The organism is Phenylobacterium sp. (genome assembly GCF_004297125.1).
Classification (GTDB): domain Bacteria; phylum Pseudomonadota; class Alphaproteobacteria; order Caulobacterales; family Caulobacteraceae; genus Phenylobacterium.
Window position 1 is genome coordinate 1 of sequence record NZ_SCVD01000009.1, and the last position, 24,287, is coordinate 24,287.

The 24,287-nt window shown below is 68.2% G+C and carries 30 protein-coding genes; 18 read left to right on the top strand and 12 right to left on the bottom strand.

Annotated features, from left to right (window positions below; all coding sequences use genetic code 11):
• The coding region (gene clpX / locus EPO51_RS04830; RefSeq protein WP_293346615.1) for an ATP-dependent Clp protease ATP-binding subunit ClpX at positions 1-738 on the bottom strand (738 nt) is incomplete at its 3' end.
• A 221-nt stretch (positions 739-959) separates the two neighbouring features.
• Here clpX and EPO51_RS04835 point away from each other — a divergent pair.
• Together EPO51_RS04835 and EPO51_RS04840 are read left to right on the top strand one after the other, a co-directional pair.
• Positions 960-1,589: an HAD-IB family hydrolase gene (locus tag EPO51_RS04835; RefSeq protein WP_293346618.1), complete on the top strand. Its 630-nt coding sequence runs from the start codon at positions 960-962 to the stop codon at positions 1,587-1,589.
• The gene (locus tag EPO51_RS04840) at positions 1,586-1,843 is read left to right on the top strand and encodes a hypothetical protein (RefSeq protein ID WP_293346621.1); all 258 of its coding nucleotides are present in this window, start codon (positions 1,586-1,588) and stop codon (positions 1,841-1,843) included. Before EPO51_RS04835 ends, EPO51_RS04840 begins: the two co-directional genes overlap by 4 nt.
• A 19-nt stretch (positions 1,844-1,862) precedes the next feature.
• On the opposite strand, the gene EPO51_RS04845 is transcribed toward EPO51_RS04840, so the two are convergent.
• Together EPO51_RS04845 and EPO51_RS04850 are read right to left on the bottom strand one after the other, a co-directional pair.
• Positions 1,863-2,480, bottom strand: coding sequence for an ATP-dependent Clp protease proteolytic subunit (locus EPO51_RS04845; RefSeq protein WP_293346624.1), 618 nt, complete (start codon positions 2,478-2,480; stop codon positions 1,863-1,865).
• A 127-nt stretch (positions 2,481-2,607) separates the two neighbouring features.
• Entirely contained in the window at positions 2,608-5,952 is a 3,345-nt protein-coding gene (locus EPO51_RS04850; RefSeq protein WP_293346627.1) for a Calx-beta domain-containing protein, read from the bottom strand.
• Between the two features lie 267 nt (positions 5,953-6,219).
• Here EPO51_RS04850 and EPO51_RS04855 point away from each other — a divergent pair, with 267 nt between their 5' ends.
• On the top strand, positions 6,220-7,470 hold the full coding sequence (locus tag EPO51_RS04855; protein ID WP_293346629.1) for a glutamate carboxypeptidase: 1,251 nt from the start codon (positions 6,220-6,222) through the stop codon (positions 7,468-7,470).
• 3 nt (positions 7,471-7,473) lie between these two features.
• Here the strand turns inward: EPO51_RS04855 and EPO51_RS04860 are convergent, their stop codons facing one another.
• Positions 7,474-8,112 carry a DsbA family protein gene (locus EPO51_RS04860; RefSeq protein ID WP_293346632.1) on the bottom strand — a complete coding sequence of 213 codons (639 nt, stop codon included), beginning with the start codon at positions 8,110-8,112 and terminating at the stop codon, positions 7,474-7,476.
• Positions 8,113-8,203: 91 nt separating this feature from the next.
• On the opposite strand from EPO51_RS04860, the gene nthA reads away from it, so the two are divergent.
• From nthA to EPO51_RS04905, 9 genes are all read left to right on the top strand, one after another.
• Entirely contained in the window at positions 8,204-8,815 is a 612-nt protein-coding gene (gene nthA / locus EPO51_RS04865; protein WP_293346635.1) for a nitrile hydratase subunit alpha, read from the top strand.
• Complete coding sequence (gene nthB, locus EPO51_RS04870; protein WP_293346638.1) at positions 8,812-9,462, top strand: nitrile hydratase subunit beta; 651 nt, start codon at positions 8,812-8,814, stop codon at positions 9,460-9,462. The genes nthA and nthB overlap by 4 nt, the downstream gene beginning before the upstream one ends.
• A complete protein-coding gene (locus EPO51_RS04875) occupies positions 9,449-9,784 on the top strand; it encodes a nitrile hydratase accessory protein (RefSeq protein ID WP_293346641.1) in 336 nt (111 codons plus the stop codon). The genes nthB and EPO51_RS04875 overlap by 14 nt, the downstream gene beginning before the upstream one ends.
• 54 nt (positions 9,785-9,838) lie before the next feature.
• A complete protein-coding gene (locus EPO51_RS04880; protein ID WP_293346644.1) occupies positions 9,839-10,051 on the top strand; it encodes a hypothetical protein in 213 nt (70 codons plus the stop codon).
• 118 nt (positions 10,052-10,169) lie between these two features.
• Positions 10,170-10,493 (top strand): ArsR/SmtB family transcription factor, encoded by a 324-nt coding sequence (locus EPO51_RS04885; RefSeq protein WP_293346646.1) that lies wholly within the window; start codon positions 10,170-10,172, stop codon positions 10,491-10,493.
• Positions 10,490-10,921, top strand: coding sequence for an SRPBCC family protein (locus tag EPO51_RS04890; protein ID WP_293346649.1), 432 nt, complete (start codon positions 10,490-10,492; stop codon positions 10,919-10,921). The genes EPO51_RS04885 and EPO51_RS04890 overlap by 4 nt, the downstream gene beginning before the upstream one ends.
• A gap of 48 nt (positions 10,922-10,969) precedes the next feature.
• Positions 10,970-11,194, top strand: coding sequence for a hypothetical protein (locus EPO51_RS04895; protein WP_293346652.1), 225 nt, complete (start codon positions 10,970-10,972; stop codon positions 11,192-11,194).
• Between the two features lie 11 nt (positions 11,195-11,205).
• Entirely contained in the window at positions 11,206-11,616 is a 411-nt protein-coding gene (locus tag EPO51_RS04900) for a DUF1801 domain-containing protein (RefSeq protein WP_293346655.1), read from the top strand.
• Between the two features lie 31 nt (positions 11,617-11,647).
• Positions 11,648-12,070 carry a DUF1801 domain-containing protein gene (locus EPO51_RS04905; RefSeq protein WP_293346658.1) on the top strand — a complete coding sequence of 141 codons (423 nt, stop codon included), beginning with the start codon at positions 11,648-11,650 and terminating at the stop codon, positions 12,068-12,070.
• Positions 12,071-12,100: 30 nt separating this feature from the next.
• Here EPO51_RS04905 and EPO51_RS04910 read toward each other — a convergent pair whose 3' ends face one another.
• Together EPO51_RS04910 and ndk are read right to left on the bottom strand one after the other, a co-directional pair.
• On the bottom strand, positions 12,101-12,460 hold the full coding sequence (locus tag EPO51_RS04910; RefSeq protein WP_293346661.1) for a DUF6481 family protein: 360 nt from the start codon (positions 12,458-12,460) through the stop codon (positions 12,101-12,103).
• A gap of 75 nt (positions 12,461-12,535) precedes the next feature.
• Entirely contained in the window at positions 12,536-12,955 is a 420-nt protein-coding gene (gene ndk, locus EPO51_RS04915) for a nucleoside-diphosphate kinase (protein ID WP_293346664.1), read from the bottom strand.
• Positions 12,956-13,104: 149 nt separating this feature from the next.
• Here ndk and EPO51_RS04920 point away from each other — a divergent pair, with 149 nt between their 5' ends.
• Positions 13,105-14,982 carry an ABC-F family ATP-binding cassette domain-containing protein gene (locus tag EPO51_RS04920; protein WP_293346667.1) on the top strand — a complete coding sequence of 626 codons (1,878 nt, stop codon included), beginning with the start codon at positions 13,105-13,107 and terminating at the stop codon, positions 14,980-14,982.
• Here the strand turns inward: EPO51_RS04920 and EPO51_RS04925 are convergent.
• The 3 genes from EPO51_RS04925 to EPO51_RS04935 all read right to left on the bottom strand — a co-directional run bounded on the left by EPO51_RS04925 (position 14,975) and on the right by EPO51_RS04935 (position 16,182).
• The gene (locus EPO51_RS04925; RefSeq protein ID WP_293346675.1) at positions 14,975-15,259 is read right to left on the bottom strand and encodes a hypothetical protein; all 285 of its coding nucleotides are present in this window, start codon (positions 15,257-15,259) and stop codon (positions 14,975-14,977) included. The genes EPO51_RS04920 and EPO51_RS04925 overlap by 8 nt on opposite strands.
• Positions 15,260-15,327: 68 nt before the next feature.
• Positions 15,328-15,645 carry a polyhydroxyalkanoic acid system family protein gene (locus EPO51_RS04930; RefSeq protein ID WP_293346678.1) on the bottom strand — a complete coding sequence of 106 codons (318 nt, stop codon included), beginning with the start codon at positions 15,643-15,645 and terminating at the stop codon, positions 15,328-15,330.
• Positions 15,646-15,714: 69 nt separating this feature from the next.
• Positions 15,715-16,182, bottom strand: coding sequence for a BON domain-containing protein (locus tag EPO51_RS04935; RefSeq protein WP_293346681.1), 468 nt, complete (start codon positions 16,180-16,182; stop codon positions 15,715-15,717).
• A gap of 108 nt (positions 16,183-16,290) precedes the next feature.
• Between EPO51_RS04935 and EPO51_RS04940 the strand changes: the two genes are divergently transcribed.
• Positions 16,291-17,322 (top strand): lysylphosphatidylglycerol synthase domain-containing protein, encoded by a 1,032-nt coding sequence (locus EPO51_RS04940; RefSeq protein ID WP_293346684.1) that lies wholly within the window; start codon positions 16,291-16,293, stop codon positions 17,320-17,322.
• A 221-nt stretch (positions 17,323-17,543) separates the two neighbouring features.
• Complete coding sequence (locus EPO51_RS04945) at positions 17,544-18,374, top strand: HAD family hydrolase (RefSeq protein WP_293346687.1); 831 nt, start codon at positions 17,544-17,546, stop codon at positions 18,372-18,374.
• On the opposite strand, the gene EPO51_RS04950 is transcribed toward EPO51_RS04945, so the two are convergent.
• From EPO51_RS04950 to EPO51_RS04960, 3 genes are read right to left on the bottom strand one after another with little or no spacing between them, the layout of a single operon-like run.
• Positions 18,371-19,816, bottom strand: a complete 1,446-nt coding sequence (locus EPO51_RS04950; protein ID WP_293346690.1) for an NAD(P)H-hydrate dehydratase — start codon at positions 19,814-19,816, stop codon at positions 18,371-18,373. The two genes, EPO51_RS04945 and EPO51_RS04950, sit on opposite strands and share 4 nt — an antisense overlap.
• Entirely contained in the window at positions 19,813-20,382 is a 570-nt protein-coding gene (locus EPO51_RS04955; RefSeq protein WP_293346693.1) for a histidine phosphatase family protein, read from the bottom strand. Before EPO51_RS04955 ends, EPO51_RS04950 begins: the two co-directional genes overlap by 4 nt.
• A gap of 7 nt (positions 20,383-20,389) precedes the next feature.
• On the bottom strand, positions 20,390-21,928 hold the full coding sequence (locus tag EPO51_RS04960) for an acetyl-CoA acetyltransferase (RefSeq protein WP_293346696.1): 1,539 nt from the start codon (positions 21,926-21,928) through the stop codon (positions 20,390-20,392).
• Between the two features lie 239 nt (positions 21,929-22,167).
• Here EPO51_RS04960 and EPO51_RS04965 point away from each other — a divergent pair, with 239 nt between their 5' ends.
• The 3 genes from EPO51_RS04965 to EPO51_RS04975 all read left to right on the top strand — a co-directional run bounded on the left by EPO51_RS04965 (position 22,168) and on the right by EPO51_RS04975 (position 24,277).
• Positions 22,168-22,506 (top strand): P-II family nitrogen regulator, encoded by a 339-nt coding sequence (locus EPO51_RS04965; RefSeq protein ID WP_293346699.1) that lies wholly within the window; start codon positions 22,168-22,170, stop codon positions 22,504-22,506.
• A 36-nt stretch (positions 22,507-22,542) separates the two neighbouring features.
• On the top strand, positions 22,543-23,952 hold the full coding sequence (gene glnA / locus EPO51_RS04970; RefSeq protein ID WP_293346702.1) for a type I glutamate--ammonia ligase: 1,410 nt from the start codon (positions 22,543-22,545) through the stop codon (positions 23,950-23,952).
• 82 nt (positions 23,953-24,034) lie between these two features.
• On the top strand, positions 24,035-24,277 hold the full coding sequence (locus EPO51_RS04975) for a hypothetical protein (protein WP_293346705.1): 243 nt from the start codon (positions 24,035-24,037) through the stop codon (positions 24,275-24,277).
• Positions 24,278-24,287 lie beyond the last annotated feature (10 nt).

Sequence of the window (24,287 nt, forward strand, 5' to 3'; positions counted from 1 at the left end):
GCAGATGAACAGGATGTTGGTGGTGTCGACCTGCAGGAACTCCTGCTGGGGATGCTTGCGCCCGCCCTGCGGCGGCACGGAGGCCACGGTGCCCTCCATGATCTTCAGCAGGGCCTGCTGGACGCCCTCGCCCGACACGTCCCTGGTGATGGAGGGATTGTCGGACTTCCGGCTGATCTTATCGACCTCGTCGATGTAGACGATGCCGCGTTGGGCGCGCTCGACGTTGTAGTCGGCCGACTGCAGCAGCTTCAGGATAATATTTTCGACGTCTTCGCCCACATAACCGGCTTCGGTGAGCGTCGTCGCGTCGGCGACGGTGAACGGCACGTCGATGATTCGGGCCAGCGTCTGGGCCAGCAGGGTCTTGCCTGTGCCCGTCGGACCGATCAGCAGGATGTTGGCCTTGCCCAGTTCGACGTCGTTGTTCTTCGTCGCGTGGTTCAGGCGCTTGTAGTGGTTGTGGACCGCGACCGAGAGGACCTTCTTGGCGTGATCCTGGCCGATCACGTAATCGTCGAGGACTTCGCGGATTTCCTTCGGCGTCGGCACGCCGTCCTTGGACTTCACGAAGGAGATCTTGTGCTCTTCGCGAATGATATCCATGCACAATTCGACGCATTCATCACAGATGAACACGGTCGGGCCCGCAATAAGCTTGCGGACTTCATGCTGGCTCTTGCCGCAGAAAGAGCAATACAGAGTGCTCTTCGAATCTCCGCTGGCGGCCTTGGTCATGGTCTCATCTCACTGTTGCGACGAAGCCAGCCGATGGACTGGTGGCGTTCGCCCCGGGCACAAGCGCCCTAGCCCTGCAGGATACGCGCCGCGGGTTGTCCAAGTCTTGACATTCCCCGATCCGCGCCGGGATCACAAGCCTTCGCTCACCAGGGCGACAAAGTGTGGCGCGAAGTCCGAAGCTTGGGCGCCTCGCCTTACCAAATGGGAAACGCGCCGAAATGGCACAAGAGCGTGAAGCAGATACGCCGGACGCGCCGGTGGTGGCCTTCGACTTCGATGGCACCCTGACGGTCAAGGACAGCTACACGGCCTTCCTCAAATGGCGCACCCCCAGGGGGCGTTGGCTGCTGGGCGGCGTGCGGCTGGCGCCGGCCGCCCTCGCCTATCTGTTTCACCGCGACCGTGGCCGGATCAAGGCGGCGGCGACCAAGGTCTATCTGGCCGGCGTGGGCCGCGACCGCCTCGAGGCCGACGCGCGGACGTTCGCCGAGCAACACTCCCGCAGCCTGTTGCGCCCCGACGCGGTGATCGCCTGGAAGCGGTGGCGCAAGGAACGGGTGCGCCTGGTGATCGTCACGGCGTCGCCGGACCTGGTGGTGGCGCCGTTCGCCCGCGGCCTGGGCGCCGACGACCTCCTGGGCACGCCTCTGGCCTTCGACGAGCGGGACCGGGTCACCGGCGCCTTCGCTGCGCCGAACTGCCGCGGGCCGGAGAAGGTCGTGCGGCTCAGGGCCGCGTTCGGCCCGGATCTCAGGGTCCGGGCGGCGTACGGCGACACCGGCGGCGATACGGAAATGCTCGGGATTGCCGAGGAGCCCTACTTCAGGGTCTTCTCCGGGAAGCCATGAAACACGCCTCGCCCGCCGCGCTGGACGCCCTGGAGCCGCTGCTGGCGGACCTGCGGACGCTGGCGGGCCTGGCGGAAAAGTCGCGGGGGGTCTTCTACCGGAAGGGCCGCGCCTTCCTGCACTTCCACGAGGACCCGAAGGGCCTGTTCGCCGACGTGCGCGAGACCGCAGGCTTGGATTTCGAGCGAATCGACATCACCGAGGCCGCCGGCCGGGCGCGCCTGCTGGCCGTGGCCCGGAGCCGCGCCGGCTGACCGCCGGCGCGCCGTCGGGTCAGTCCTCGCCGTCGCGGCTTTCCCAGACCTTGTCGACGATGCCCCAGTCGCGGGCCTCCTCGGCGGTCATGAAGTGGTCGCGGTCGAGGGTCTCTTCGACCACTTCGATCGGCTGGCCGGTGTGCTTGGCGTAGATCTCGTTCAGCCGGCGCTTCGTCTTGATGATGTCTTCGGCGTGGCGGCGGATGTCCTGCGCCTTGCCGGAGTAGCCGCCCGAGGGCTGGTGGACCATGATCCGGCTGTTCGGCAGGGCGATGCGCTGGCCCTTCTCGCCGGCCATCAGCAGGAACGAGCCCATGGAGGCCGCCATGCCGAGGCACAGCGTGATCACCGGGCTCTTGATGTACTGCATGGTGTCGTAGATCGCGAGGCCCGACGTCACCACGCCGCCCGGCGAGTTGATGTACATCTGGATCTCTTTCTTGGGGTTCTCGGCCTCAAGATGCAGCAGCTGGGCGCAGATCAGGCTGGCCATGCCGTCCTCGACGGGACCGGCCAGGAAGATGATCCGGTCCTTCAGCAGGCGGGAGAAGATGTCATAGGCCCGCTCGCCCCGGCTCGTCTGCTCGACGACCATCGGCACGAGGCCAAGGGCGGTGGTCACGGGATCGCTCATGGAAGGTCCTTCTGGGATATCGGGAGCGGACGCGAACGCCCGCGCTCCTCCCCGATATCGCGTGCCGCGAGGCCCGGCGCAAGGCGGCAGGACGGCGGCGTGGGCGCCGCCGTCCCTTTGCACCCGTCTAGACGAACAGGAAGTCGCCGGAGTTGAGGCTGGCGAGCGTCACATTGGCCAGGGTGATGGTGTTGGTGGCGTTGAGCGTGATGATCACGTCCGCCCCCGACTGGCTGGCCGCGGCCTGGACCGCGCCGAAGCTGGCGAACTGCGACGCATCCAGTTGAATGACGTCGTTGGCCGCGAAGTCGGTGACCAGGTCGGCGCCGAAGGTTCCCGAGAACACGAAGCGGTCCGCGCCCACGCCGCCGGTCAGGGTGTCGTTCCCCAGTCCGCCGTTCAGGGTGTCGGCGCCCAGGTTGCCCAGCAGCTTGTCATTGCCACCGGCCCCGTTGAGGGTCTCCTCCAGCGCCGAGCCGTTGATCGTGTCGGCATTGGCCGTGCCGGTCCGGGTCGGCGCGTCGGTCACCCCGCGCACGGTCACCGCCACCGTCCCGGTGCTGACCGCGCCGTGGCTGTCCTGCACCTGGTAGGTGATCGTATCCACCGCCGTCTGGGGCTGCTTCAGCGCGTCGATCGCATCGCTGTTGGCCGAGTAGACCACCTTGCCGCCCACGATGCTCACCTGACCGCCCAGCGGGCCGCCCGCGACCCCGATCAGGGTCTTGGTGTCGCCGGCGTTGGCGTCGGTGTCGTTGGCCAGCACGTCGATGGTGACGTTCTGGTTCTCGTTCACCGCCGCCGCGTCGGCCACGGCCGTCGGGTCGAAGTTGATGAAGAACCGGGCCACCGAGCCGTCATGGTCCGCCGTCTGGTTCACGACGGCCTGGTTGCTGTTGATGTGGACGATGTCGAACTGGGCCCCGGCGTAGAGCTCGGGCGAGGCCAGCATGTGGTCGATCTGCTGGTTGTTGCCGTCGAAGTTGTAGGAATAGCGCTCGGTCGGCGCCAGCAGGTTGGTAAGGTTGGTCAGCGCGCCGCCGCTTTCCAGCTGGGTGATCGAGGTCTCGAACTGGAAGGCGTTGAAGTCGCCCATCACCACCACGCGGGCGTCGGGATCCGTGGCCACGAGGCTCTCGACGTAGGTCTTGACGTGCAGGGTCTGCTCGATGCGGCGGGCGTCGCCCTCGTTGGTCGCCGGCTGGTGCTGGCCGAAAAGGCCCTCGCTGCCCAGGCGCGAGGTGTTGTGTACGTCGATCAGCGTGATCGTCTCGCCGTTGAATTCGAAGACGCCCACCAGCGGCTTGCGGCTGTTGGCGTAGGTGTCGCCGTTGGCCGGCGTCGCGTCGGTGATCTGGCTGACCGAGACGAAGTCCACGCGGTCGGTGTTGTAGAGATAGCCCTGGCGGATGTTGCCGTTGCTCTCACCGCCGCTGACGTTGTTCGCCGTCGGCGCGACTTCGACGTAGGCGTAGTTCGGGCCGCCTGCCGCCTTGATGGCCGCGATCAGCTTGTCGGCCGTCGGATGGCCGGAATAGTTCGTGCCGTTCCCCGCGCCGTCGGCGTCCTGCACCTCCTCGAGGCCCACGATGTCGGGGGCGCCGAGATTACCCACGATGTTCGCCGCCAGCGCGTCGAACTTGGCCTGGGAATCCGTGGGATCGAGGTTCTCGACGTTGAGGGCGCCCACCGTCAGATGTTCGGCGTCGCCGTCCAGGGCGGTCGTTTCCTTGGGAAGGACGATCGGACCGCTGCCGGTCGAGCCGATCGCGGTGGGGAGGAGTTCGTAGTCGCCGCCGAAGTAGTGGAGGATGCCCGTGACGTCGCCCAGGTGATCGCCGGTGGCGGCGTTCGGCTGCACGCCCGCCGGGGAAACGCCGGAATCATAGAAGATCTGGACCCGCTCGGGGTTCATGTCGCCGGCGCCGATCGTGATTCCGCCCGCGGAATTCATGCCGGTGGCGTTCGCGCCCTGATTTCCGACGATCCAGGTCGAGTTGCCCGAGGTCGGGCCGGTCGCCTGCGCGTCCGGCACGGTGACCCGCATCCCTTCCAGGCTTTCGTAGAAGTCGATGGCGTCCTGGCTGGGGTCGAAGACGCTGAAGTTGTCGTTGTCGATGACCTCGGTAGGCGCCAGCCGGCCTCCCGTCCCGATCACCGTCGCCGCCGGCAGCGCGTTGCCGCTCGAAAGAACGGTGATCGAGGGGCTGTCGATCTCGGTGACCGTCAGGTTGTTGGGGTCCGAACCCAGGAACTCGGCGACGTTGCCTTCGACCCGGACGCTGTCGCCGACTGCGACGGTCGGAACCGCTCCCGTGAAGACGAAGATGGCCTCGGACGTCGCATCGTTCGCGTCCGGGTTCGGATCCTGGATCCAGAAGCCGCGGGCCCCTGTCGTGTCCACCGCCGTCACAATGCCGCTGGTCACGACGTGGACGCCGTTGAGGGGCGAGGTGTGGCTGGCGCCCTGGATGTCGTGGATCGCGACGAGCGAGAAGTCGTCGTTGGTGATCGTGCCGACCGCCTGGCCATCGGCGATGGTGGCGCCGCTGGTGGCGTTCGTGAGGTTCAGGAAGAGGCCCTCGTTGGGCTCCACGACCGTGTCGCCGCTGACCTGCACCGTGACGGTCTTGCTGGTTTCGCCGACGCCGAACGTCAGCGTTCCGGAGACCGCGGTATAGTCCGAGCCCGCCGTCGCCGTGCCGTTGGCGGTGGCATAGTCGACGCTGAATGCCTCGGTCGACCCCGAACGGGTGACGATGAACGTCAGCAATTGGGTTCCCGAGTCGCCCTCCGCGATGGAGGCGTCGCCCACACTCACGGCGCCGGCTCCGGTCAGGGCCGAGCCGTCGACCACCACGTTGTCGAGGCCGAACTCGTCGCGATTGCCGCTGCCGGTCGAGAGGTCATGCCGCCAGCGCAGGAACAGGAACTCGTCCACGTTCAGGGTCAAGCCGCTGAGGGACAGGCTGTTGCTGTCGGCCAGAACGGTCGTGCCCGTTCCTGTGGACGCCGCCGTTCCCGGCGTCGCGAAAGCGCCATCGGCGATCGTCGTCCAGGTCGTGCCGTTCGTGGAATACTCGAAGACCAGCGCGCTGCTGCGGTCGCCGGTGTTGCGGTAGAGCCAGTCGAAGCCGACGGTGAGGTTGGTCACCGGCGCGCCCGTGGTGTTCTGGATCCGAGCGACAATCGACCCGTCGTTGTCGCCCTCGGCTCCGGTGGGCTGATAGAGCAGACCTGAACCGTAGGTTGGGGTCGCCGCCGCCGTCGCATAGATGCCGCCCGTGCTCGGGTCGCCGTTGATCACGCCGCGCGCGAAGTCGCCGCTGGTCCCGGTGAAGCCGAACGCAGGGTTCGCGCCGTCGCTGAAGCCGGTGACGATCCAGGTGTCAGAATCCAGCTGACCCGCCCCCGGCGTCGACGCGAAGCCGGCCGCGGTGAATCCCGTGAAATTCTCTTGGAAAATTGGCATCTAAGCCCCCAAAAACCCGACACAAACCAACCCCTCCCCAGAGGCCGGCCGACCATCCCACATTGGTTAACGAGGGGGTGCAAGCGCCAGAATCGATTCACCCACAAGCTGTGCGGTTTTCGAGCTGCGGCGCCTGCGCGAAGCCTCGCGCTGCCCGGGATATCGCCTGAGGGATAGACGTCGCCCGTGACAGGGCTGCGACGCTCTGGTCATTCTGCGGTCGCGGCGCAGCCAAGTGCGCCAGAGTCTGGTCGGGGAGTTAGAGAGATGCGGCGTACGGCGGTGATCCTGGCGATGGCGGCGGCGGTCGGGACGCCGGCGATGGCGGCGCCCAAGCCCATGGCCAAGGACGCGAAGGTCTGGGCGGCGGCGGAGAAGGCCCGGCCCGACCAGCTCAAGCTGCTGGAGCAGGTGGTGAACATCGATTCCGGCACCGGCGACGTCGAAGGCGGACGCCGCGTGGCGGCGATCCTCACGCCACGGCTGGAGGCCCTGGGCATGACGGTCGAGGCCGTGCCCGCCGAGATCCCCGGCCTGCCCGACAACCTGGTCGCCCGGCTCAAGGGGTCGGGCAAGGGCCGCATCCTGATGATCGCCCACCTGGACACGGTGTTCGAACCCGGCACGGCGGCGAAGCGGCCCTACACGATGACGGACGATCGTCTTACCGGCCCCGGGGTCGGCGACGAGAAGGGCGGCGTGGTCCAGGGAATCTACGCCCTGCAGATCCTGAAGGAGCTGGGGTTCAAGGACTTCGGGCAGATCACCTTCCTGATCGAGACCTCCGAGGAGCGCGGCTCGCCGGGCACGCGCAAACTGATCGACCGGTTGCTGAAGGACGCCGACGTCGAGCTGAACCTGGAGCCTGGCGATCCGCCGGACGTGATCACGGTCTGGCGCAAGGGCTCGAACAGCTTCTACGTCGACGTGAAGGGCCGTCCGGCCCACGCGGGCGTGGCGCCGCAGGACGGACGAAACGCCGCCGTCGAACTGATCCACCAGCTTGAATCAATAAGGCAATTCCCGACCAGCGGTGACGGCCTGACGGTCAACCTGACCCTGATGAGCGCCGGCGCGCGGTACAACATCATCCCGGAGGACGCCTCGGCGGCGATCAACATCCGGGTGCGCGACAAGGCCGACGTCGAGAAGGTGGCCCACGCCCTGGAGACCAGCGCCAAGACGACGGTGATCCCGGACACCAAGGTGACCATCCGCCGGGAAGCCTCGTTCCCGCCCCTGCCCAACAACGCCGCGACGGACGGCCTGGCCGACCGGGCGGAGGCGATCTACGCGGGCCTGGGGATGCAGATCGGGCGAGGCGGCAACGGCGGAGCCTCGGAGTCCGCCCTGGCGAACGAGGCCGGGGTTCCGGCCCTGGACGGTCTGGGACCCGTCGGCGGGAAATTCCACTCCGAGGACGAGTATGTCGACCTGAAGAGCGTGACTCCGCGGCTCTACCTGTTCACCAAGTTGATCATGGACCTTGGCCGCAACCCGCCGGCGCGGATCAAGTAGGCGCTACGCCGCGATCCCGGCGATCCAGTTGCGGATGACGGCCAGGACCTGTTCGCCCGAGGCGTAGCCGCGGGTGACGACGCCGTAGACGCCCTGGTCGTTGGGGCCGCCGATCAGGGTCGGGAAGCCCGTGACGCCCGCGTTCTGCGACATGGCGTAGTCGCGCCACGTCTCCTGCTTGGCGGCCTCGGAAGCCCAGGCCGTCAGAAAGGCTTGGCGGTCGAGCCCGAAGCCCTCCGCCAGGTCACCCAGAACCTCGGGCGAGGTGACGTCGCGGTTCTCGGCGTAGAAGGCGCGCTGCGCGGCGGCCAGATAGCGCGCGGCCACGTCCTCGCCCTCGCGGCGCGCGACCACCACGGCCCGGGCGGCCGGGTCGGTGTCGTAGACGAAACCTTCGCGGTCCAGCACGGCGGGATCGAACGGCAGGCCCGAGGCCTCATGCACGTGGTTCCAGTGCCCGACAACGCTCGCCTTCGCCTCGTCCGTCATCGGCGTGTCCGTGCCGGGACGCAGACCTCCCATCACCACCCGGACCGGGAGGGCGTCGCCGTAGGCCTGGCGGATCTGGTCGATCACCGGCGAGAAGCCGTAGCACCACGAGCACATGGGGTCGGCGAAGTAGATCAGATGCGGCCCGTCCATGGCGGCCTCCTTCGGCCCGAAGCATCGCAGCAGACGCCGCGCGGGTCACGCGCCTCTTCACCTGGGGCCCGGCTTGGGACAAGCTCGCCGCATGGCCCACGACCACCACGATCATGACCACGATCACGAGCAGGACCCGCCGGCCGACATCGCGCTGCGGGTGAAAGCGCTCGAGTCGCTCCTGGTCGAAAAGGGCCTGGTGGACGGAGCCGCCCTCGACGCCATCGTCGATCACTATGAACACAAGGTGGGCCCGAGGAACGGCGCGCGAGTCGTGGCCAGGGCCTGGACCGACCCGGCCTACCGCGCGCGCCTGCTGGACGACGCCACCGCGGCCATCGCAGAGCTGGATTTCACCGGCCGCCAGGGCGAGCACATGATTGCCGTGGAGAACGGTCCGGACGTCCACAACCTCGTCGTCTGCACGCTTTGCTCCTGCTATCCGTGGCCGGTCCTGGGCCTGCCGCCCGTCTGGTACAAGTCGGCCCCTTATCGTTCGCGCGCCGTGATCGACCCGCGTGGCGTGCTGGCCGAGTTCGGGACCGCGCTGCCCGAGGAGACCGAGGTGAGGGTGTGGGATTCCACGGCGGAGGTCCGCTACCTGGTCATTCCGGAGCGCCCGGTGGGAACCGACGACCTGGACGAGGCGGCGTTGGCCGCGCTGGTCACGCGGAACGGCATGATCGGGACGACGCGTCTGTGAACGGCGTTCACGACATGGGCGGCATGCACGGCATGGGACCGGTCGCCCCCGAGGTGAACGAGCCGGTGTTCCATCATCCATGGGAAGGCCGCGTGCATGCGCTGAACCTGGCCTCGCCGACCCGCGGCAACATCGACGCGGGCCGACATCGGATCGAGATGCTGCCGCCCGCCGACTACCTGCGCATGAGCTACTACGAAAAGTGGCTGACCCGCGTCGAACAGCTGCTCCTGGACGGAGGCTTCGTGACGGCGCAGGAACTCGCGTCCGGCCAGGCCGACCCAGCGGCGCCGACGTCCACTCCGATCCGGCCGGCGAACACCGTGGAGGCCGCGCTGACCGCGCCCTATTCCTATATCCGCGAGGCAGGGGCCCCGACCTTCGCCGTCGGCGACGTGGTGCGGGCCCGGAACCTCAACCCGATCGGCCACACCCGCCTGCCCCGCTATGTCCGCGGCCGAGCAGGGCTGATCGAGCGCTTGCATGGCGCGCACGTCTGGCCCGACGCCCATGCGCACGGCCTGGGTGAGCAGCCGCGCCACCTCTACGGCGTGACCTTCAGCGCCCGCGAGCTGTGGGGCCCGGATGCCTCGCCCCGCGACAGCGTGAGCCTGGACCTATGGGAACCCTATCTTGAGCGCGCCTGACATCCTGGCCCTGCCACGCCTGCCCCGCGACGCAGAGGGACCGGTCTTCGCCGAACCCTGGCAGGCGCAGGCCTTCGCCCTGACGCTGAAGCTGCACGAGGCGGACGCGTTCACCTGGACCGAATGGGCCGAGGCGCTTTCTGGGGAGCTGGCTCGCGATCCGGCCGACGACGGCTCGCGCTACTACGAACATTGGGTGGCCGCGCTGGAACGGCTCGCCACCGAACGCAACCTCGCCACGCAGGCCGAGCTCCGCGCACGCAAAGGCGCGTGGGAAATGGCCTACTTGCATACGCCGCACGGCCAGCCGGTTCACCTTTAGCCGTGGCGGGAACCTTCACCTTACTTTCCGCACTCACGCTGCGAGGAGACGGCGATGGTTCAATTCGCAGTGGCGCGCAAAGACGGTGACTGGACGGTGTTCAGCGACGGGACGCCCGTGGCGAACGCGCTCTCGCGGTCTGCCGCTGTGCAGATGGCCAAGGACCTCGCATTCAAGGCGGAGGAGCGCGGCGAAACGGTCGAGCTCCTGATCCAGGGCTACTATGGCGAACTCAGCCGCCGGCTCACCGGCGGAACGGAAGCCTAGCACCCACCCTTGCGAACACGGCGCGTCGGATGGCCCTTGGCCCCTTCGCGATGTCGCTTGCGCACACATATCTCGTCAGTTATGGGTTTGACCCATAGCCCACGAGTTATACGTTCCGATGTCCAGTTCCCACGACCTGCTCTTCAGGACGCTCGCCGATCCGACGCGGCGGGCCCTCTTCGAACGGCTGTGCCGTGAGGGCGAGCAGACCGTCGGGGCGCTGACCGCCCAGGCCGGGGTCTCGCAACCGGCCGTCTCCAAACATCTCGGCGTCCTGAAGCAGGCCGGACTGGTGCGCGACCGCCACGCGGGCCGCCAGACGCACTACAGCGCGCAGCTCGGCGCCCTGGGCCCGCTGATCGACTGGACGAACCAGATGGCCGGCTTCTGGGAAGGCCGGTTCGACAACCTCGAGGACCTGCTCAAGAGGATGGACCAATGACCGATACCGCGACCGAAACCCGCTCCGTCGTCGTCGAGCGCGAGATCCCCCATCCGCCGGAGAAACTCTGGCGTGCGCTGACCCAGCCGCACCTGATGGAAGAGTGGCTGATGAAGAGCGACTTCGAGCCGTCGGTGGGCCACCGGTTCAACCTGCGCGGCGACTGGGGCGGCGTGCTGGACTGCGAGGTCCTGGTGGTCGAGCCGCTGAGGACGCTCGCCTACACCTGGAACTTCGCGCACGACGACCCGGCCTACAGCCTGGAAAGCGTGGTCACCTTCACGCTCACGCCGACGGATGCGGGCACCCACCTGCGTATGGAACAGGCGGGCTTCCGGCCCAACCAGAAGCAGGCCTTCGGCGGCGCGCACGCCGGGTGGAAGCAGTTCCTCGCCAACCTCGATGAGGTCCTAGCTCGCGTGGACTGACGCCGGCCGGTCCGATCCATTCAATCCCATCGCAAAAGGGAGGTACCATTGAACCTGAACGCCTGGATCCGGCAGAGCCACCGCTGGGTGTCCATCGCCTTCATGGCCGTGGTGGTCGCCATCTTCGTCACCCTGGGACTGGGCAGGCAGCCCGCGCAGTGGGTGTACTATGCGCCGCTGTTTCCCCTGGCCTTCCTGGCGCTGACCGGCCTGTACATGTTCCTGCTGCCGTACGTCGCCAAGGGCCGCGGCCAGCGCGTCACCAGCGGCTAGGAGCAAACCCGATGGCCGGCAAGCCGACCCTTCTCTCCGGCGGCAACCCGCAGATCGCCAAGGCCGACGGCGACGCGCCGGTGCAGGCCTACATCGCGGCCATGCCGGGGTGGAAGCGCGACGCCGGGCGCCGCCTCGACGCGCTCGTCGAGCGCATCGTCCCGGGGGTGAGAAAGGCGGTGAAATGGAACTCGCCCTTCTACGGCGTCGAGGGCCAGGGATGGTTCCTCAGCTTTCACTGCTTCAATCGGTACGTGAAGGTGACGTTCTTCCGCGGCGCGGCGCTGGATCCGCTTCCACCGGTCGGGTCCAAGGACGCGAACACGCGCTACTTCCATATCCATGAGGACGAACAGCCCGACGAGGCGCTGGTGGCGAGCTGGATCCGGCAAGCCACGGCGCTGCCCGGCTGGATGGCCTGACGCCCAACCTCAGACGAAGGCGACGACAACGATGCAGAAGAACGACGTCCGGGTGGACGCGGGCGCTTCGCCCTCGCAGTTCATCGACGCGAAGATCGAGGCGCTGGGCGACTGGCGGGGCGAGACGCTGGCCCGCGTGCGAGCGCTCATCAGGCAGGCCGACCCCGAGGTGGTCGAGGAGGTGAAGTGGGGCGGGACGCCGGTCTGGTCGCACGCCGGCATTATCACCACCGGCGAAACCTACAAGGCGGTCGTGAAGCTCACCTTCGCCAAGGGCGCCTCGCTGGAGGACCCGTCAGGGCTCTTCAATTCCAGCCTGGAGGGCAATACCCGGCGCGCGATCGATTTCCGCGAGGGCGATAAGGTCAACGAAGAGGCGTTCAAGGCGCTCGTCCGGGCCGCCGTGACGCTGAACACCTCGGCGCGACCCCGGAAGAAGCCAACGGGCGCCTGAGGCGCGGGTCGGCCGCCGTGCGGGCGGCGTTTAGCCGGTTCGGCGCATCTGCGACTTCATCTCACGCTTGGCGCGGGCTTCGGCCTTGGCCGCCGCCTTGCGCGCCTTGCGGTCGTCGCGCTTGAGCTGGAGCATCAGCTCCTCGTCGTTTTCCATCGCGATGCGCGCTTCTTCCTCGGCCTTTTCCTTGGCGAGGCGGGCGGCTTCCTTCTCGGCGGCGCGCTTGGCGCGCACCTCTTCGATTTCGCGGGCCTTCTTCTGCTCGCGGGTCTCGAAGACTTCGGCTTGGACGGTGGGCTTGGGCTTGAATTTCGCCAGGAGGGCTTTCCGAGCTTCGGCCTGGGCGGCGAGGCGGTCGGAGAAGCCAGGCAGAACCTTGGATTCTCTCATGTTCACTTATGGCGGTTGGGGATAAAAACGTGGTCCGCGGGGAAAACCCCGCGGAACCGAACTCGTTGCGTCAGGTCAGCCGACGATGTCGGCGTCCGTGAAGAACTGAGCGATCTCGATCTTGGCGTTCTCGGCGCTGTCCGAACCGTGGACCGAGTTTTCGCCGACGCTTTCGGCGTAGAGCTTGCGGATGGTGCCGTCGGCGGCCTGGGCCGGGTTCGTGGCGCCCATCACTTCGCGGTACCGGGCGACGGCGTTGTCGCCTTCCAGCACCTGGACGACGACCGGGGCCGAGGTCATGAACTCGACCAACTCGCCGTAGAACGGCCGCTCGGCGTGGACTTCATAGAACTTCTTCGCCTGGGCCTCGGTCATCTTGATGCGGCGCTGGGCGACGATGCGCAGGCCGGCGTCCTCGATCACCGCGTTGACCTTGCCGGTCAGGTTCCGACGCGTGGCGTCCGGCTTGATGATCGAGAAGGTGCGTTCGGTCATGGGCTCCGATGGGGCTCTAGGAAGAATTGGGAGACGCGCGAAGTGTCTCCGCACGGTGGCGGGGTCTATATCGTCATCCCGCACTGCGAAGCAAGACGCCGCGCGCCAATGACGCGGGGCAATTCCTCTGCTAGAGGCCCCGCCCACTCATGCTGCAGATCAATGACCTTGTCCTCGACGCCTGGGGACGCCGATTCTTCGACCACGCCACGGTCACCCTGCCCAAGGACGCCAAGGTTGGCCTCGTGGGGCGCAACGGCGTGGGCAAGTCGACCCTGTTCAAGGTGGTCCTAGGCCAGCTCACGCCCGGCGGCGGCGAGGTCGGGGTCCCGCGCGCCGCGCGCATCGGGTCGGTGGACCAGGAACATCCCGCCACGCCGGTGAGCCTGCTGGACACCGTGCTCGAGGCCGACGTCGAGCGCCACGACCTGCTGCAGCGCCTCGAGACCGCCGAGCCCGAAGACATGGGCGACATCTACACGCGGCTGATCGAGATCGACGCCGACCGCGCGCCGTCGCGAGCCGCCGAGATCCTGGCGGGCCTGGGCTTCAGCCAGGCCGACCTCAGCCGGCCGATGGCCGAGTTCTCGGGCGGCTGGCGGATGCGGGTCGCGCTGGCGGCCAGCCTGTTCGCCGAGCCCGACCTGCTGCTGCTGGACGAGCCGACCAACTATCTCGACCTGGAAGGCGCGCTCTGGCTGGAGGCGCGGCTCCAGAAGTATCCCCACACCGCCATCGTCATCAGCCACGACCGCGAGCTGCTGAACAACTCCGTCGACCACATCCTGCACCTGAAGGACGGCAAGCTCGACCTGTACCCTGGCGGCTACGACAACTTCGAGCGCCAGCTCTCCGAGAAGCTGCGCCTGCAGGAGGCGAACCGCGCCAAGGTCGAGGCCCGCCGCGAGCACCTGCAGGCCTTCGTGGACCGGTTCCGCGCCAAGGCGTCGAAGGCCACCCAGGCCCAGTCGCGCCTGAAGATGATCGCCAAGCTCCCGCCGGTCTCCTACGTGATCGAGGATCGGGTGACGCCCTTCTCCCTGCCCTCCCCCGAACGGCCGCTGGCCCCGCCCCTGCTCCGGCTGGAGGGCGCCACCGTCGGCTATGGCGGCCCGCCGATCCTGCGGAAGCTGGACCTGCGCCTGGACATCGACGACCGCATCGGCCTGCTGGGCGTCAATGGCGCGGGCAAGTCGACCTTCGCCAAGCTGGTGGCCGGGGCCCTTGAGGTCGAGTCCGGCACGCTGCACCGCAGTCCGCGGCTGAAGGTCGGCTGGTTCCACCAGCACCAGATCGAGGCGATGGACCCCGCGGACACGCCGCTGGACATCATCCGCCGCGTGCTTCCGCAGGCCAGCGAGGCGGCGCGCCGGTCGCGGCTGGCCCAGTTCGGCATCACCTTCGAGAAGTCGGACACCACCGTCGCCAACCTGTCGGGGGGCGAGCGGGCGCGGCTGCTGCTGAACCTGGTGGCCATGGAGGCGCCACACCTCCTGATCCTGGACGAACCGACCAACCACCTGGACATCGACTCGCGACGCGCGCTGCTGGACGCCCTGAACGACTACGAGGGCGCGGTGATCCTGATCACCCACGACCGTTCGCTGATGGAGCTGGTGGCCGACCGCCTGTGGCTGGCCGCGGACGGCGGGATCGAACCCTTCGACGGCGACATGGAGGACTACGCGGCCTTCGTGCTGGAGCGCGCCCGCGTGGCCTCCCGCGCGCCGACGCAGATCAAGGCCGAACCGGTCGTGGCGCCGCCGCCCCCGCCGCCTCCGCCCAAGGCGAAGCTGCCGACCGGCACCGCGCGCCGACGCGCCGAGACGGCCGAGGCCGCCCTGGCCAAGGCCACGGAGCTGGTCGCGATGATCGACCGGACCCTCACGGATCCGGCGACCTTCACCGGCGATCCGGGGAAGGCCGCCGAACTCTCCCGCAGGCGGGAGGCCGCCCAGGCCGCCCTCGAGGCGGCCGAACGGGAATGGATCGAGGCCCAGGAGGCCTACGAATCCCTGATCAGGTGATGTGCTTGGGGCTGATCGGGTCAGAACCCGGGAAGGTCTCCTCGATCGCCTCGTCCAGCAGCGCCTCCTGACGGTCCTCGGCCGCCGCTTCGCGTTCCGCCATGTGGTCGTGCTTCTGACCTTCGGGCGCGGGAACAGCCGGGCGGCTGGACGGCGCGTCGATATGACGGTGCTCTTCGACCGCCTTCTTCGGGTCCGACGCCATGTCGGCGGCGGCCTGGCCGGAGCCATGGGAGAACGCGCGCTGGGCTTCTTGTTCAGTCTGCTTGTGGGGCATTTTGGCTTCCTCGAAGTGTCCCCGAAGGAACGCCCCGCACGCCGATCAGTTGCCTTGACTGTAGCGGCTCAGCCCTTCTTCGGGGGGCCCAGAAGGATCTGGCCCTCGTCGCGCAGCCGGCCCTTCACCTTGTTGGCGATCATCGCGAAGATGCCGGGCAGATGGACTTCCAGCCGCGCCTCGCGCTCCTGGATGTCTATCGTGCCCGTGACCGTCTGGCCGATGGCCAGCAGCGAGAATCGCATCAGGTCGCCGTCCCAGGCCTGCTTGATCTCGCCCACGGCGCCGATCTGGGAGGTCAGGCGGCCGATGCCCTCGTCGATCCTCCGACGCGCCTCCGCCTTGCCGAGTTCGTGGGGGATGGTGACGACGACGGGCTTGCTCATCATGCCTACAACGACCGAATCGCGGGCCGGGGTTCCGGCGACCTTCGCGATCGCCGCAATCCCATGCCGTCAGAGGAAGGTCCAGCGGCGGTTCGCCTCGCGGGGCCGCAGGTTGTTCTGCACGTTGCGAACGCCCTCGATATCGGCGACGTCCTCGATGCGGCGCTTGTCGGCCTTGTGCCGCACCGTGCCGTTCAGGGTCACCTCGCCGTCATGAACCTCGACCTCGACCTCGCGCAGGTCGAGCCGGCGTTCGTCGTTCAACCGCTCCATGATCACGGCCCAGAGCACCCGGTCCGAAGGGCCGTCGCGGCGGGCGCGATGGCGCTCGTCGTCCCAGTCCGCCGACCGCGGGGGCCGTTCGGCCTCGTAGACCGGGTCCGGCCGGACATCGTCGTAAGCCCGGTAGCCCGAGCGCGTGCGTGGATCGTAGCCGTAGAGGTTCGAATAGTCCGCCTGGCCGAAATCGTCCCGGTCGCGGTCGCGAAGGCGCCGCAGCCGCTCCGCCTCCAGGTCGCGCATATCTTCCCGGCGCATGATCGCCTCCTTAAATCCGTCGTGAAGGTGCGGGAGAAACCTACGCCTTGCGCTTCGGTTCCAGGCCGGGACCATGTGGCGCGTCCGACTCAAGGAAGCTGAGGCCCCGTGCTGACCCTCGATCCCCCCACGGGGCCGGACCACGTCGTCGAGGATGTGGAGGAAGAACTGGCCGCCGCCTTGCCCGAAACGCAGGGCTCGCGGTTCTTCCCGATGCTCCAGCGCCTGGCCTGGCACCTGGTGGCCTTCGTGCTCCTGGGCGCGGCCGCCTACATCCTGTGGCGCGAATTCCACGAGATCAGCCTGGGCCAGATCGCCGGCGCCATGCGCGCCTGGGGCTGGGATTCGGTGCTGCTGGCGCTGGGCCTGTCGGCGACCAGCTTCCTGCTGATGGGCACGATCGAGTGGCTGGGGCTGCGCTGGGCGGGCGCCCGGATCGCCGTGCGCTCCGCCCTGGCCGGCTCGTTCATCGCCAGCGCCATCGCCCATAGCCTGGGGGCGAACCTGATCGTCTCGGGCGCCATCCGCGCGCGGTACTACGCCAAGCACGGGATCACGCTCCGGCAGGTGGCGGCCACCACTCTCTTCCACGGCTTCTCCTTCACCGTCGGCCTTTCCACCCTGGCCGGCCTGGCGCTGCTGCTGGCCGGCAGCCAGAACATCGCCGCCGTGAGCCGGATCGCCAACCCGGTGGCGGACGGGCTGGGCGCCATCCTGCTGGCGGGCGTGGGCGCCTATGTCGTGCTCTGCGCCACCCTTCGCCGGCCGCTGCGAGGCTTCGGCCACAGCGTCAAGCTGCCATCGGTCCGGGTGGCCGCCGCCCAGCTCACCATCGGCGCGGTCGACAATGCGGTGGCCGCCGCGATCATCTGGGTGCTGCTGCCCTCCGGGGCGGTGGATTATTTCACCTTCGTCGGCGCCTATGCCCCGTCGGTGGTCGTCGGGCTGGTCAGCCACGTGCCGGGCGGCGTCGGGGTCTTCGAGGGCTCGATCTCGACCCTCCTCAGGGGCCTGGAGCCGGCCGGATTGGCCGCAGCCTTCCTTGGATATCGGCTGTTCTTCTTCGTGCTGCCGCTGCTAATCGCCGGCGTGGCGCTAGCCGCCGACACGGTCCGCGAACGGCCCTCGAAAAAAATCTGAAGAAATTTCTACCAAAGGGTGCAGCCGCTGCATCCGCGACGGCGAAGCCTGCGTAACTCCCTCGTCCGTGCATCTTCCACCATTGGCGGACAAAGACGCGGCGGCGGCCCTGTTCCCCGACAACCGTCGCCGTACGCCCCGGCCCCCGCCTCCCGTCGCGGGGCCGGGGCGACCCTCATGGGTCGTTCCCAGCCGGCCGATAGGGCGCTAGTGAACAGGCCATGAGCCGCCCCCTCGCCGTCTTCGCCTACGATTTCGACGGCACGCTGGCCCGCGGCAACATGCAGGAGCACGCCTTCATCCCCGACGAACTGGGGATGAACCACGCCGATTTCTGGCGGGAGACCCAGGCGCTGGCCGAGGCGCAGCGCGGCGACGGCATCCTGGCCTACATGCACCTGATGCTGGAGAAGGCTCGGGAGAAGGGCCTCGAACTGACCCTGGACAGCTGGCGCAAGCGCGGCGCGGCCCTTCGGCTATTTCCCGGCGTCGAGGAGTGGTTCGCGCGCCAGAACGCCCGGGCGGCCGCGCGCGGCCTCGACCTGCGCCACTTCATCATCTCGTCCGGCAACCGCGAGTTGATCGAAGGCTCGCCGATCGCCCATGAGTTCGAGCGGATCTACGCCTCGGCCTTCATGTTCAACGCGGCACAGGAGGCGGTGGGACCGGCGCTGGCCATCAATTACACCAGCAAGACCCAGTACCTGTTCCGGATCAACAAGTGGACCCTGAACGAGTGGGACAACGACGGCATCAACGCCGTCCAGGCTGATCGCGACCGCGCGGTGCCGTTCGAGCGGATCGCGTTCTTCGGCGACGGCCTCACCGACATCCCGGTCATGCGGGTGATGACGGATCATGGCGGCCATCCGGTGGCCGTGTACGACCCCGAGCGGCCGATCACCGAGGCCGCCGCCGCGCGATTGCTGGCGGACGGGCGGGCGCGCCTCGCGGCAGGGGGCGACTACCGCGAAGGCTCGGAGCTGGACACGCTGGCCGCCGAGCTGCTGAGCCAGATGGGCCGGGGCGTGCGCGCGGAGCTCTTCGCCTAGCGCTCGTCGTAGAGCCGGCGCAGGACCGCGGGGGTCAGGCCCGGTAGATCTTCCGAGATCAGGCCGGGGCCATGCAGTTCGGCCGCCTCGGCATGGATCCAGGCGGCCGCGCAGGCCGCCTCGAAACTCTCCATGCCCTGCGAGACCAGGCCGCCGATATAGCCGGCCAGGACGTCGCCCGAGCCGGCGGTGGCCAGCCACGGCGAGCCGTTGATGTTCACCGCCGCGCGGCCGTCCGGCGCGGCGATCACGGTGTCGGGGCCCTTCAGCAGCACCACGGCGCCGGCTTTCTCGGCCGCGCGGCGGGCGGCGGTGATGCGCTCCGGGGACGATTTCAGGAGACCGGGGAAAAGCCGCTCGAACTCCCCGGGGTGCGGGGTCAGGACGTCGTCGCGGTCGAGGACCGAGAACAGCTCCTCCGGGTCGTCGCGGAAGACGGTGATGGCGTCGGCGTCGATCACCAGGGCCGCGCCGGTGCGAGCCAGGGCCAGGACGTTCAACAGCGTGGTCTCGTTGACGCCCGCCGCGGGACCGATCACCGCAGCGTCGGCGCCGTCGGCGGCCTGTTCCAGCTCCAGATCGGTATCGAAGGGCTTCAGCATCACCGCTTCCAGGTGCGCGGCGTTGGCGGCCAGGGCGTCCTGGCCCGCGTAGACCGTGACGAGGCCGGCCCCGATACGCAGGCCGGCGCGGGCGGCCAGGCGGGCGGCCCCGGTGCTCCAGGCCTCGCCGCTGATCACCATCAGCCGGCCGCGGGCGTGCTTGTGGGAGGCCGCGCTCGGCCACGGGAAGCGTGGCAGCCAGAGATCGGGGCCGTTCTCGACGATCTTGGACGCCGTCTCGCCCAGCCCGATGTCGGCCACGACCACTTCGCCGCAGAGGCTGCGGCCGGGCTCCAGCACGTGGCCGGGCTTGCGGGCGTGGAAGGTCACGGTGAGGCCGGCGCAGACCGCGGGACCCAGCGGCAGGCCGGTGTCGCCCGGTACCCCGCTGGGCACATCGACCGCGACCACCGTCCCGGGGCGGTTGCCCAACAGCGCCGTGACCCCGGCGGCGGCCCCATCCAGCGGGCGCGAGAGGCCGGCTCCGAACAGGGCGTCGATCACCAGCGCCCCGTCCAAGGCGCCGTTCAGCGGCTTCGTGGGGCCATCCCAGCGCGCGCTCATGGCCTGGGCGTCCCGGGTGGCGGGCTCGCCCAGCGCCCTCACCTCCACCGGCCAGCCCCGCTGCTTCAGCAGGCGGGCCACCACATAGCCGTCGCCGCCATTGTTGCCGGGGCCGCACAGGACAAGGGCCGGCTGGGGACGGAACCTCTGGACGACGGCGTCGGCCACGGCCCGGCCGGCCCGCTCCATCAGCTCGACGCCCGGGGTCCCCGCCTCGATGGCGGCCCGGTCGGCGGCGGCCATCTCGGCCACGGTCAGGATGGGGCGCCCGCTCAAAGGACCCCCGTCGCGGCCTCGGCGCCCTTCTCGATCAGCCGCACGGTCTCGCCGTCGGTCTCCAGCACGGTGATCGAGGTATGGTCGGGCCGGAACGCCAGCACTTGGTCGACGCCCAGCAGCCGGGAGACGGCCGCGTTGATCGCCACATAGTGCGAGAAGACGGCGGTGTTCGCGCGCCGCGCCAGCGAGGCCACGATGTCGGTGCGCCAGGCGTCGTAGTCCATGTCGCCGTCGATGGCCGCCCAGGTCCCCTGGAACGCCTGGCGCAGCCATTCCGGCCGCGCCGCGCCGGTCAGGGACTTGGGCGTGGGGATCTCGCCCACTACCGGATCGATCTCCATCGCCACCCCCAGGGCCACCGCGGTCGGCTCGGCGGTCTCGCGGCAGCGGCGCAGGGGCGAGCTGACCACCAGGCCCGGGCGTTCCGCCTCGGGCCGCGACAGCAGCCAGTCGCGGGCGGCCCTCGCCTGCGTCCGTCCCGTCTCGTCCAGGCCCGGGTCGTCGTCGTGGCCGCCCCAGGTCGCCGAGGGTCGGCCGTGCCGGATCAGGTAGAGACGGGCCATATGAGGATCAGTCCGGTGTGAAGATGTTGAGGTCGCCCTCCTGGGCGACCGTGCCTGTCCGTCCGATCTGCTCGCTCGCCTCGAGGCTGGCAAGGGTCTGCGGGTCGGATGGAGTGTTCGCGGCGAAGCGCCGGCCGTTCTCGTCGCGGCCGACGACGATGCCGAGGAAGGGTCCCTCGCGCTTGTGGATGACGGTGTAGGTCTCGATCACACCCCGCCCCTGCGGCGTTTCGATGACCTCGGGATGCGGCAGGCCGTCGATCTGGCGCTGCAGCACGGCCGGGTCCTCGCGTTCGAACGGCTTGTCCGGCGGCGTCGCGGAATAGATCCCGGTGGACTGCTTGGTCAGGTACCAGCCGTTGCCGGTGACCAGCCCATAGGCGGCCGGCTTTTCACGCAGCTTCTGCAGCATCACGGCGATGGAGTGCATGACGTAGTTGTTCCCCGGCCCCCCCGCGTAAGGCAGGCCGCCGGTGACCGTGAGGCCGCGCGGATCGTCCAGCGACAGGCCCAGCTCCTCGGCGCCCACCTCGACCGCCACCGGGAAGCACGAATAGAGGTCGATCAGGTCGATGTCGTCGAGACCCACCCCGGCCATCTCGAAGGCGCGCTTGCCCGTCAGCCGCATCGCAGGGCTGGAGTGGAAGTCCTGGCGGTCCAGCGGATACCAGAGGTCGGACGCGTCGGCGCAGCCGTGCAGATAGACCCACCTGTCCTCGGGCACGCCCAGTTCGCGGGCCTTCTTCACGCTGGCCACCAGCACGCCGGCGGACTGGTCCACCTCCATGATGGCGTTCAGCAGCTTCGGATAGGGAAAGCCGATCATCCGATTCTTCTCGGAGACCTCGACCAGCTCCTCGGGGCTCCGCTTCACGGGGAACCAGGCTTCGGGATTCTCGGCGGCGACCGCGCTGAACGCGGAAAACAGCTTGCCCATCCGCTGCTGGTGCTCGGCGATGGAGCGCCCGTCACGCGCCCGGAGCGCGTTCTCGAACAGCGGATAGATGTTGATCGGCCGGCTGATGCCGTGGCGGATCTCATAGGGCGTGCTGCCCGCACGCGGGTCGCCGACGCGCTGGGCCGGCTCCAGGCTCTCGTCCTCGACCGCCTTCCAGTCGTCGAAGCTCAGGCCCCTGGTGGCGCGCTTCATGGCCGAGCCCAGGAATTCACAGCCGACGGTCAGCGCCAGGTCGGTCTCGCCGCGGGCGATCCGTTCGGCCAGCATGTTGACCAGGTACTGGGGCGTGTTGCCGCCCATCTCGGAATAAACGCTCCAGCGCGGCGCGGCGCCGATCATCTTGGACAGCGTGGCCGGCGGGTTCGTGGCATGCGGGATCATCCCCCGCTTGGAGCCGGGAGCGTCGATCGTGAAGCCGACCACGGCCAGGCTGTCGACCCCGACCAGGCCCTTGGCGCCGATTCCAGCGTCGGCCGCCGCACGTTCCGCCGCAATCTTCAGCAACGATGTCGGCGACGGCGAGGCGGCCGGATCGCCCCGGTACGTGAATTGGCCTGCTCCGATGAGCACCGGGGTCCGTTCGTCCATGCTTCAAGCGCCTCCCAAACACGTTTCGCAGCGATCGTAGGCGCCGAACCCCGCCCCACAAGGCGATTTCCAGCGTGATCACTTTCTGACCTTGTGGCGCCCATTTTCTAAGCGCTGACCTAGTTTCCCAGCCGGCCCCAACGGCAGGCAACCGAAGCGTGCTTGTGGCCGTGGGCCGCGGCGTGCTGGTTCGCCCGCGACCGCCCCGGCGTCTGACGTCGTTTGTCCAAGTCGAGCGCATGAAAAAGATCGAAGCCATCATCAAGCCGTTCAAGCTCGACGAGGTGAAGGAGGCCCTGCAGGAGCTGGGCGTCCAGGGCATGACCGTCATCGAGGCCAAGGGCTACGGCCGCCAGAAGGGCCAGACGGAACTCTACCGCGGGGCGGAGTACGTCGTGGACTTCCTGCCCAAGATCAAGATCGAGGTCGTGATCGCCGACGACCAGCTGGACCGTGCGCTGGAAGCGATCTCCACGGCCGCCCGCACCGGCCGCATCGGCGACGGCAAGATCTTCATCTCGGAAATCCTGGACGTCGTGCGCATCCGCACCGGCGAAACCGGGACCGTCGCAATCTGACCACCGAATAACGTCTTCAAGAAGGGGATTACCAGCATGGCTTCCGCCAAAGACATCCTGAACATGATCAAGGAGAAGGACGTCAAATACGTCGACGTCCGCTTCACCGACATCCGCGGGAAGATGCAGCACGTCACGTTCGACATCGACCTGGTCGACGACGAGTTCCTGACCGACGGCACCATGTTCGACGGCTCCTCGATCGCCGGCTGGAAGGCCATCAACGAGAGCGACATGAAGCTGCGTCCGGACCTGGACTCGGCGATCATCGACCCGTTCTACCAGCAGACCACGCTGGCGCTGTTCTGCGACGTGGTGAACCCCGACACGGGCACCCCCTACGACCGCGACCCGCGCTCCATCGCCAAGGCGGCGCTGACGTTCGTGAAGTCGTCGGGCATCGGCGACACCGTCTTCTTCGGCCCGGAAGCCGAGTTCTTCATCTTCGACGACGTGAAGTGGTCCACGGCCCCGCACGACACCAGCTACTCGTACGACGCCAGCGAACTGCCGGTGAACTCGAAGAAGTCGTATGAGGAGGGCAACATGGGCCACCGCCCGGGCCCGAAGGGCGGCTACTTCCCGGTCAATCCGGTCGACAGCGCCCAGGACCTGCGCGGCGAGATGCTGGCCGTGATGGGCGAACTGGGCATGAAGCCCGAGAAGCACCACCACGAAGTGGCGCCGGCCCAGCACGAGCTCGGCCTGAAGTTCGACACCATGATCGTCATGGCCGACCGCCTGCAGCTCTACAAGTACGTGATCCAGAACGTCGCCCACGCCTATGGCAAGACCGCGACCTTCATGGCCAAGCCGATGTTCGGCGACAACGGATCGGGCATGCACGTCCACCAGTCGATCTGGGGCGACGGCAAGCCGCTGTTCGCCGGCGACAAGTACGCGGGCCTCAGCCAGATGTGCCTGTGGTACATCGGCGGCATCATCAAGCACGCCAAGGCGATCAACGCCTTCTCGAACTCGACCACCAACTCCTACAAGCGCCTGGTGCCCGGCTACGAAGCCCCGGTGAAGCTGGCATATTCGGCCCGCAACCGCTCGGCCTCGATCCGGATCCCGCACGTGGACAGCCCCAAGGGCAAGCGTCTGGAAGCCCGCTTCCCCGACCCGATGGGCAACCCCTACCTGACGTTCACGGCGCTGCTGATGGCCGGCATCGACGGGATCATCAACCAGATCGATCCGGGCGCGCCCGCCGACAAGAACCTCTACGACCTGCCGCCCCGCGAGCAGAAGAAGATCCCCGAGGTCTGCGGCTCGCTGAAGGAAGCGTTGGAAAACCTCGACAAGGACCGCGCCTTCCTGAAGGCCGGCGGCGTCATGACCGATGACTTCATCGACGCCTACATCGAGCTGAAGATGGAAGAGGTCATGCGCCTCGCCCTTCACCCGCACCCGGTCGAATTCGACATGTACTACAAGTGCTAGTCGGCGAAAGTTGACCTGAGATCGGGGCCGCGGCGCAAGCTGCGGCCCTTTTCTTTTGCCCGAGCGGGCCCACCTTGACCGTATGGACGGCTGGCTGGGCTATCTGATCGGTCTGGGCGCGCTCCTCGTGCTGGCGCCGCTGGGGGCATGGCTGGGCCGCAGGCATGGCCGCAGCGTCAAGGGCGCGGCCGGTCTCGCCTTCGTCATGCTGGGCTTCGGACAGGTCATGGATCCGCCGCCGCAGCGCGTGATGGAGGCGGCCGCACGGCAGGAAAACGACGACGACGAGAGCGGCGAGCCCAAAGATCCGCCGCCCGGCCATTGAGCCCCGCCCC

Bases quoted from the DNA above. Each gene is read 5' to 3' on its own strand.
- EPO51_RS04925 (WP_293346675.1), bottom strand. From the start codon at position 15,259: ATGCCCCACAAGCAGACTGAACAAGAAGCCCAGCGCGCGTTCTCCCAT.
- EPO51_RS04905 (WP_293346658.1), top strand. From the start codon at position 11,648: ATGCAGAAGAACGACGTCCGGGTGGACGCGGGCGCTTCGCCCTCGCAG.
- glnA (WP_293346702.1), top strand. From the start codon at position 22,543: ATGGCTTCCGCCAAAGACATCCTGAACATGATCAAGGAGAAGGACGTC.
- EPO51_RS04960 (WP_293346696.1), bottom strand. From the start codon at position 21,928: ATGGACGAACGGACCCCGGTGCTCATCGGAGCAGGCCAATTCACGTAC.
- EPO51_RS04955 (WP_293346693.1), bottom strand. From the start codon at position 20,382: ATGGCCCGTCTCTACCTGATCCGGCACGGCCGACCCTCGGCGACCTGG.
- ndk (WP_293346664.1), bottom strand. From the start codon at position 12,955: ATGACCGAACGCACCTTCTCGATCATCAAGCCGGACGCCACGCGTCGG.
- nthA (WP_293346635.1), top strand. From the start codon at position 8,204: ATGGCCCACGACCACCACGATCATGACCACGATCACGAGCAGGACCCG.
- EPO51_RS04845 (WP_293346624.1), bottom strand. From the start codon at position 2,480: ATGAGCGATCCCGTGACCACCGCCCTTGGCCTCGTGCCGATGGTCGTC.
- EPO51_RS04840 (WP_293346621.1), top strand. From the start codon at position 1,586: ATGAAACACGCCTCGCCCGCCGCGCTGGACGCCCTGGAGCCGCTGCTG.
- EPO51_RS04900 (WP_293346655.1), top strand. From the start codon at position 11,206: ATGGCCGGCAAGCCGACCCTTCTCTCCGGCGGCAACCCGCAGATCGCC.
- EPO51_RS04880 (WP_293346644.1), top strand. From the start codon at position 9,839: ATGGTTCAATTCGCAGTGGCGCGCAAAGACGGTGACTGGACGGTGTTC.
- EPO51_RS04935 (WP_293346681.1), bottom strand. From the start codon at position 16,182: ATGCGCCGGGAAGATATGCGCGACCTGGAGGCGGAGCGGCTGCGGCGC.
- EPO51_RS04860 (WP_293346632.1), bottom strand. From the start codon at position 8,112: ATGGACGGGCCGCATCTGATCTACTTCGCCGACCCCATGTGCTCGTGG.
- EPO51_RS04910 (WP_293346661.1), bottom strand. From the start codon at position 12,460: ATGAGAGAATCCAAGGTTCTGCCTGGCTTCTCCGACCGCCTCGCCGCC.
- EPO51_RS04855 (WP_293346629.1), top strand. From the start codon at position 6,220: ATGCGGCGTACGGCGGTGATCCTGGCGATGGCGGCGGCGGTCGGGACG.
- EPO51_RS04885 (WP_293346646.1), top strand. From the start codon at position 10,170: ATGTCCAGTTCCCACGACCTGCTCTTCAGGACGCTCGCCGATCCGACG.
- EPO51_RS04835 (WP_293346618.1), top strand. From the start codon at position 960: ATGGCACAAGAGCGTGAAGCAGATACGCCGGACGCGCCGGTGGTGGCC.
- EPO51_RS04945 (WP_293346687.1), top strand. From the start codon at position 17,544: ATGAGCCGCCCCCTCGCCGTCTTCGCCTACGATTTCGACGGCACGCTG.
- EPO51_RS04965 (WP_293346699.1), top strand. From the start codon at position 22,168: ATGAAAAAGATCGAAGCCATCATCAAGCCGTTCAAGCTCGACGAGGTG.
- EPO51_RS04850 (WP_293346627.1), bottom strand. From the start codon at position 5,952: ATGCCAATTTTCCAAGAGAATTTCACGGGATTCACCGCGGCCGGCTTC.
- EPO51_RS04920 (WP_293346667.1), top strand. From the start codon at position 13,105: ATGCTGCAGATCAATGACCTTGTCCTCGACGCCTGGGGACGCCGATTC.
- EPO51_RS04975 (WP_293346705.1), top strand. From the start codon at position 24,035: ATGGACGGCTGGCTGGGCTATCTGATCGGTCTGGGCGCGCTCCTCGTG.
- EPO51_RS04930 (WP_293346678.1), bottom strand. From the start codon at position 15,645: ATGAGCAAGCCCGTCGTCGTCACCATCCCCCACGAACTCGGCAAGGCG.
- EPO51_RS04890 (WP_293346649.1), top strand. From the start codon at position 10,490: ATGACCGATACCGCGACCGAAACCCGCTCCGTCGTCGTCGAGCGCGAG.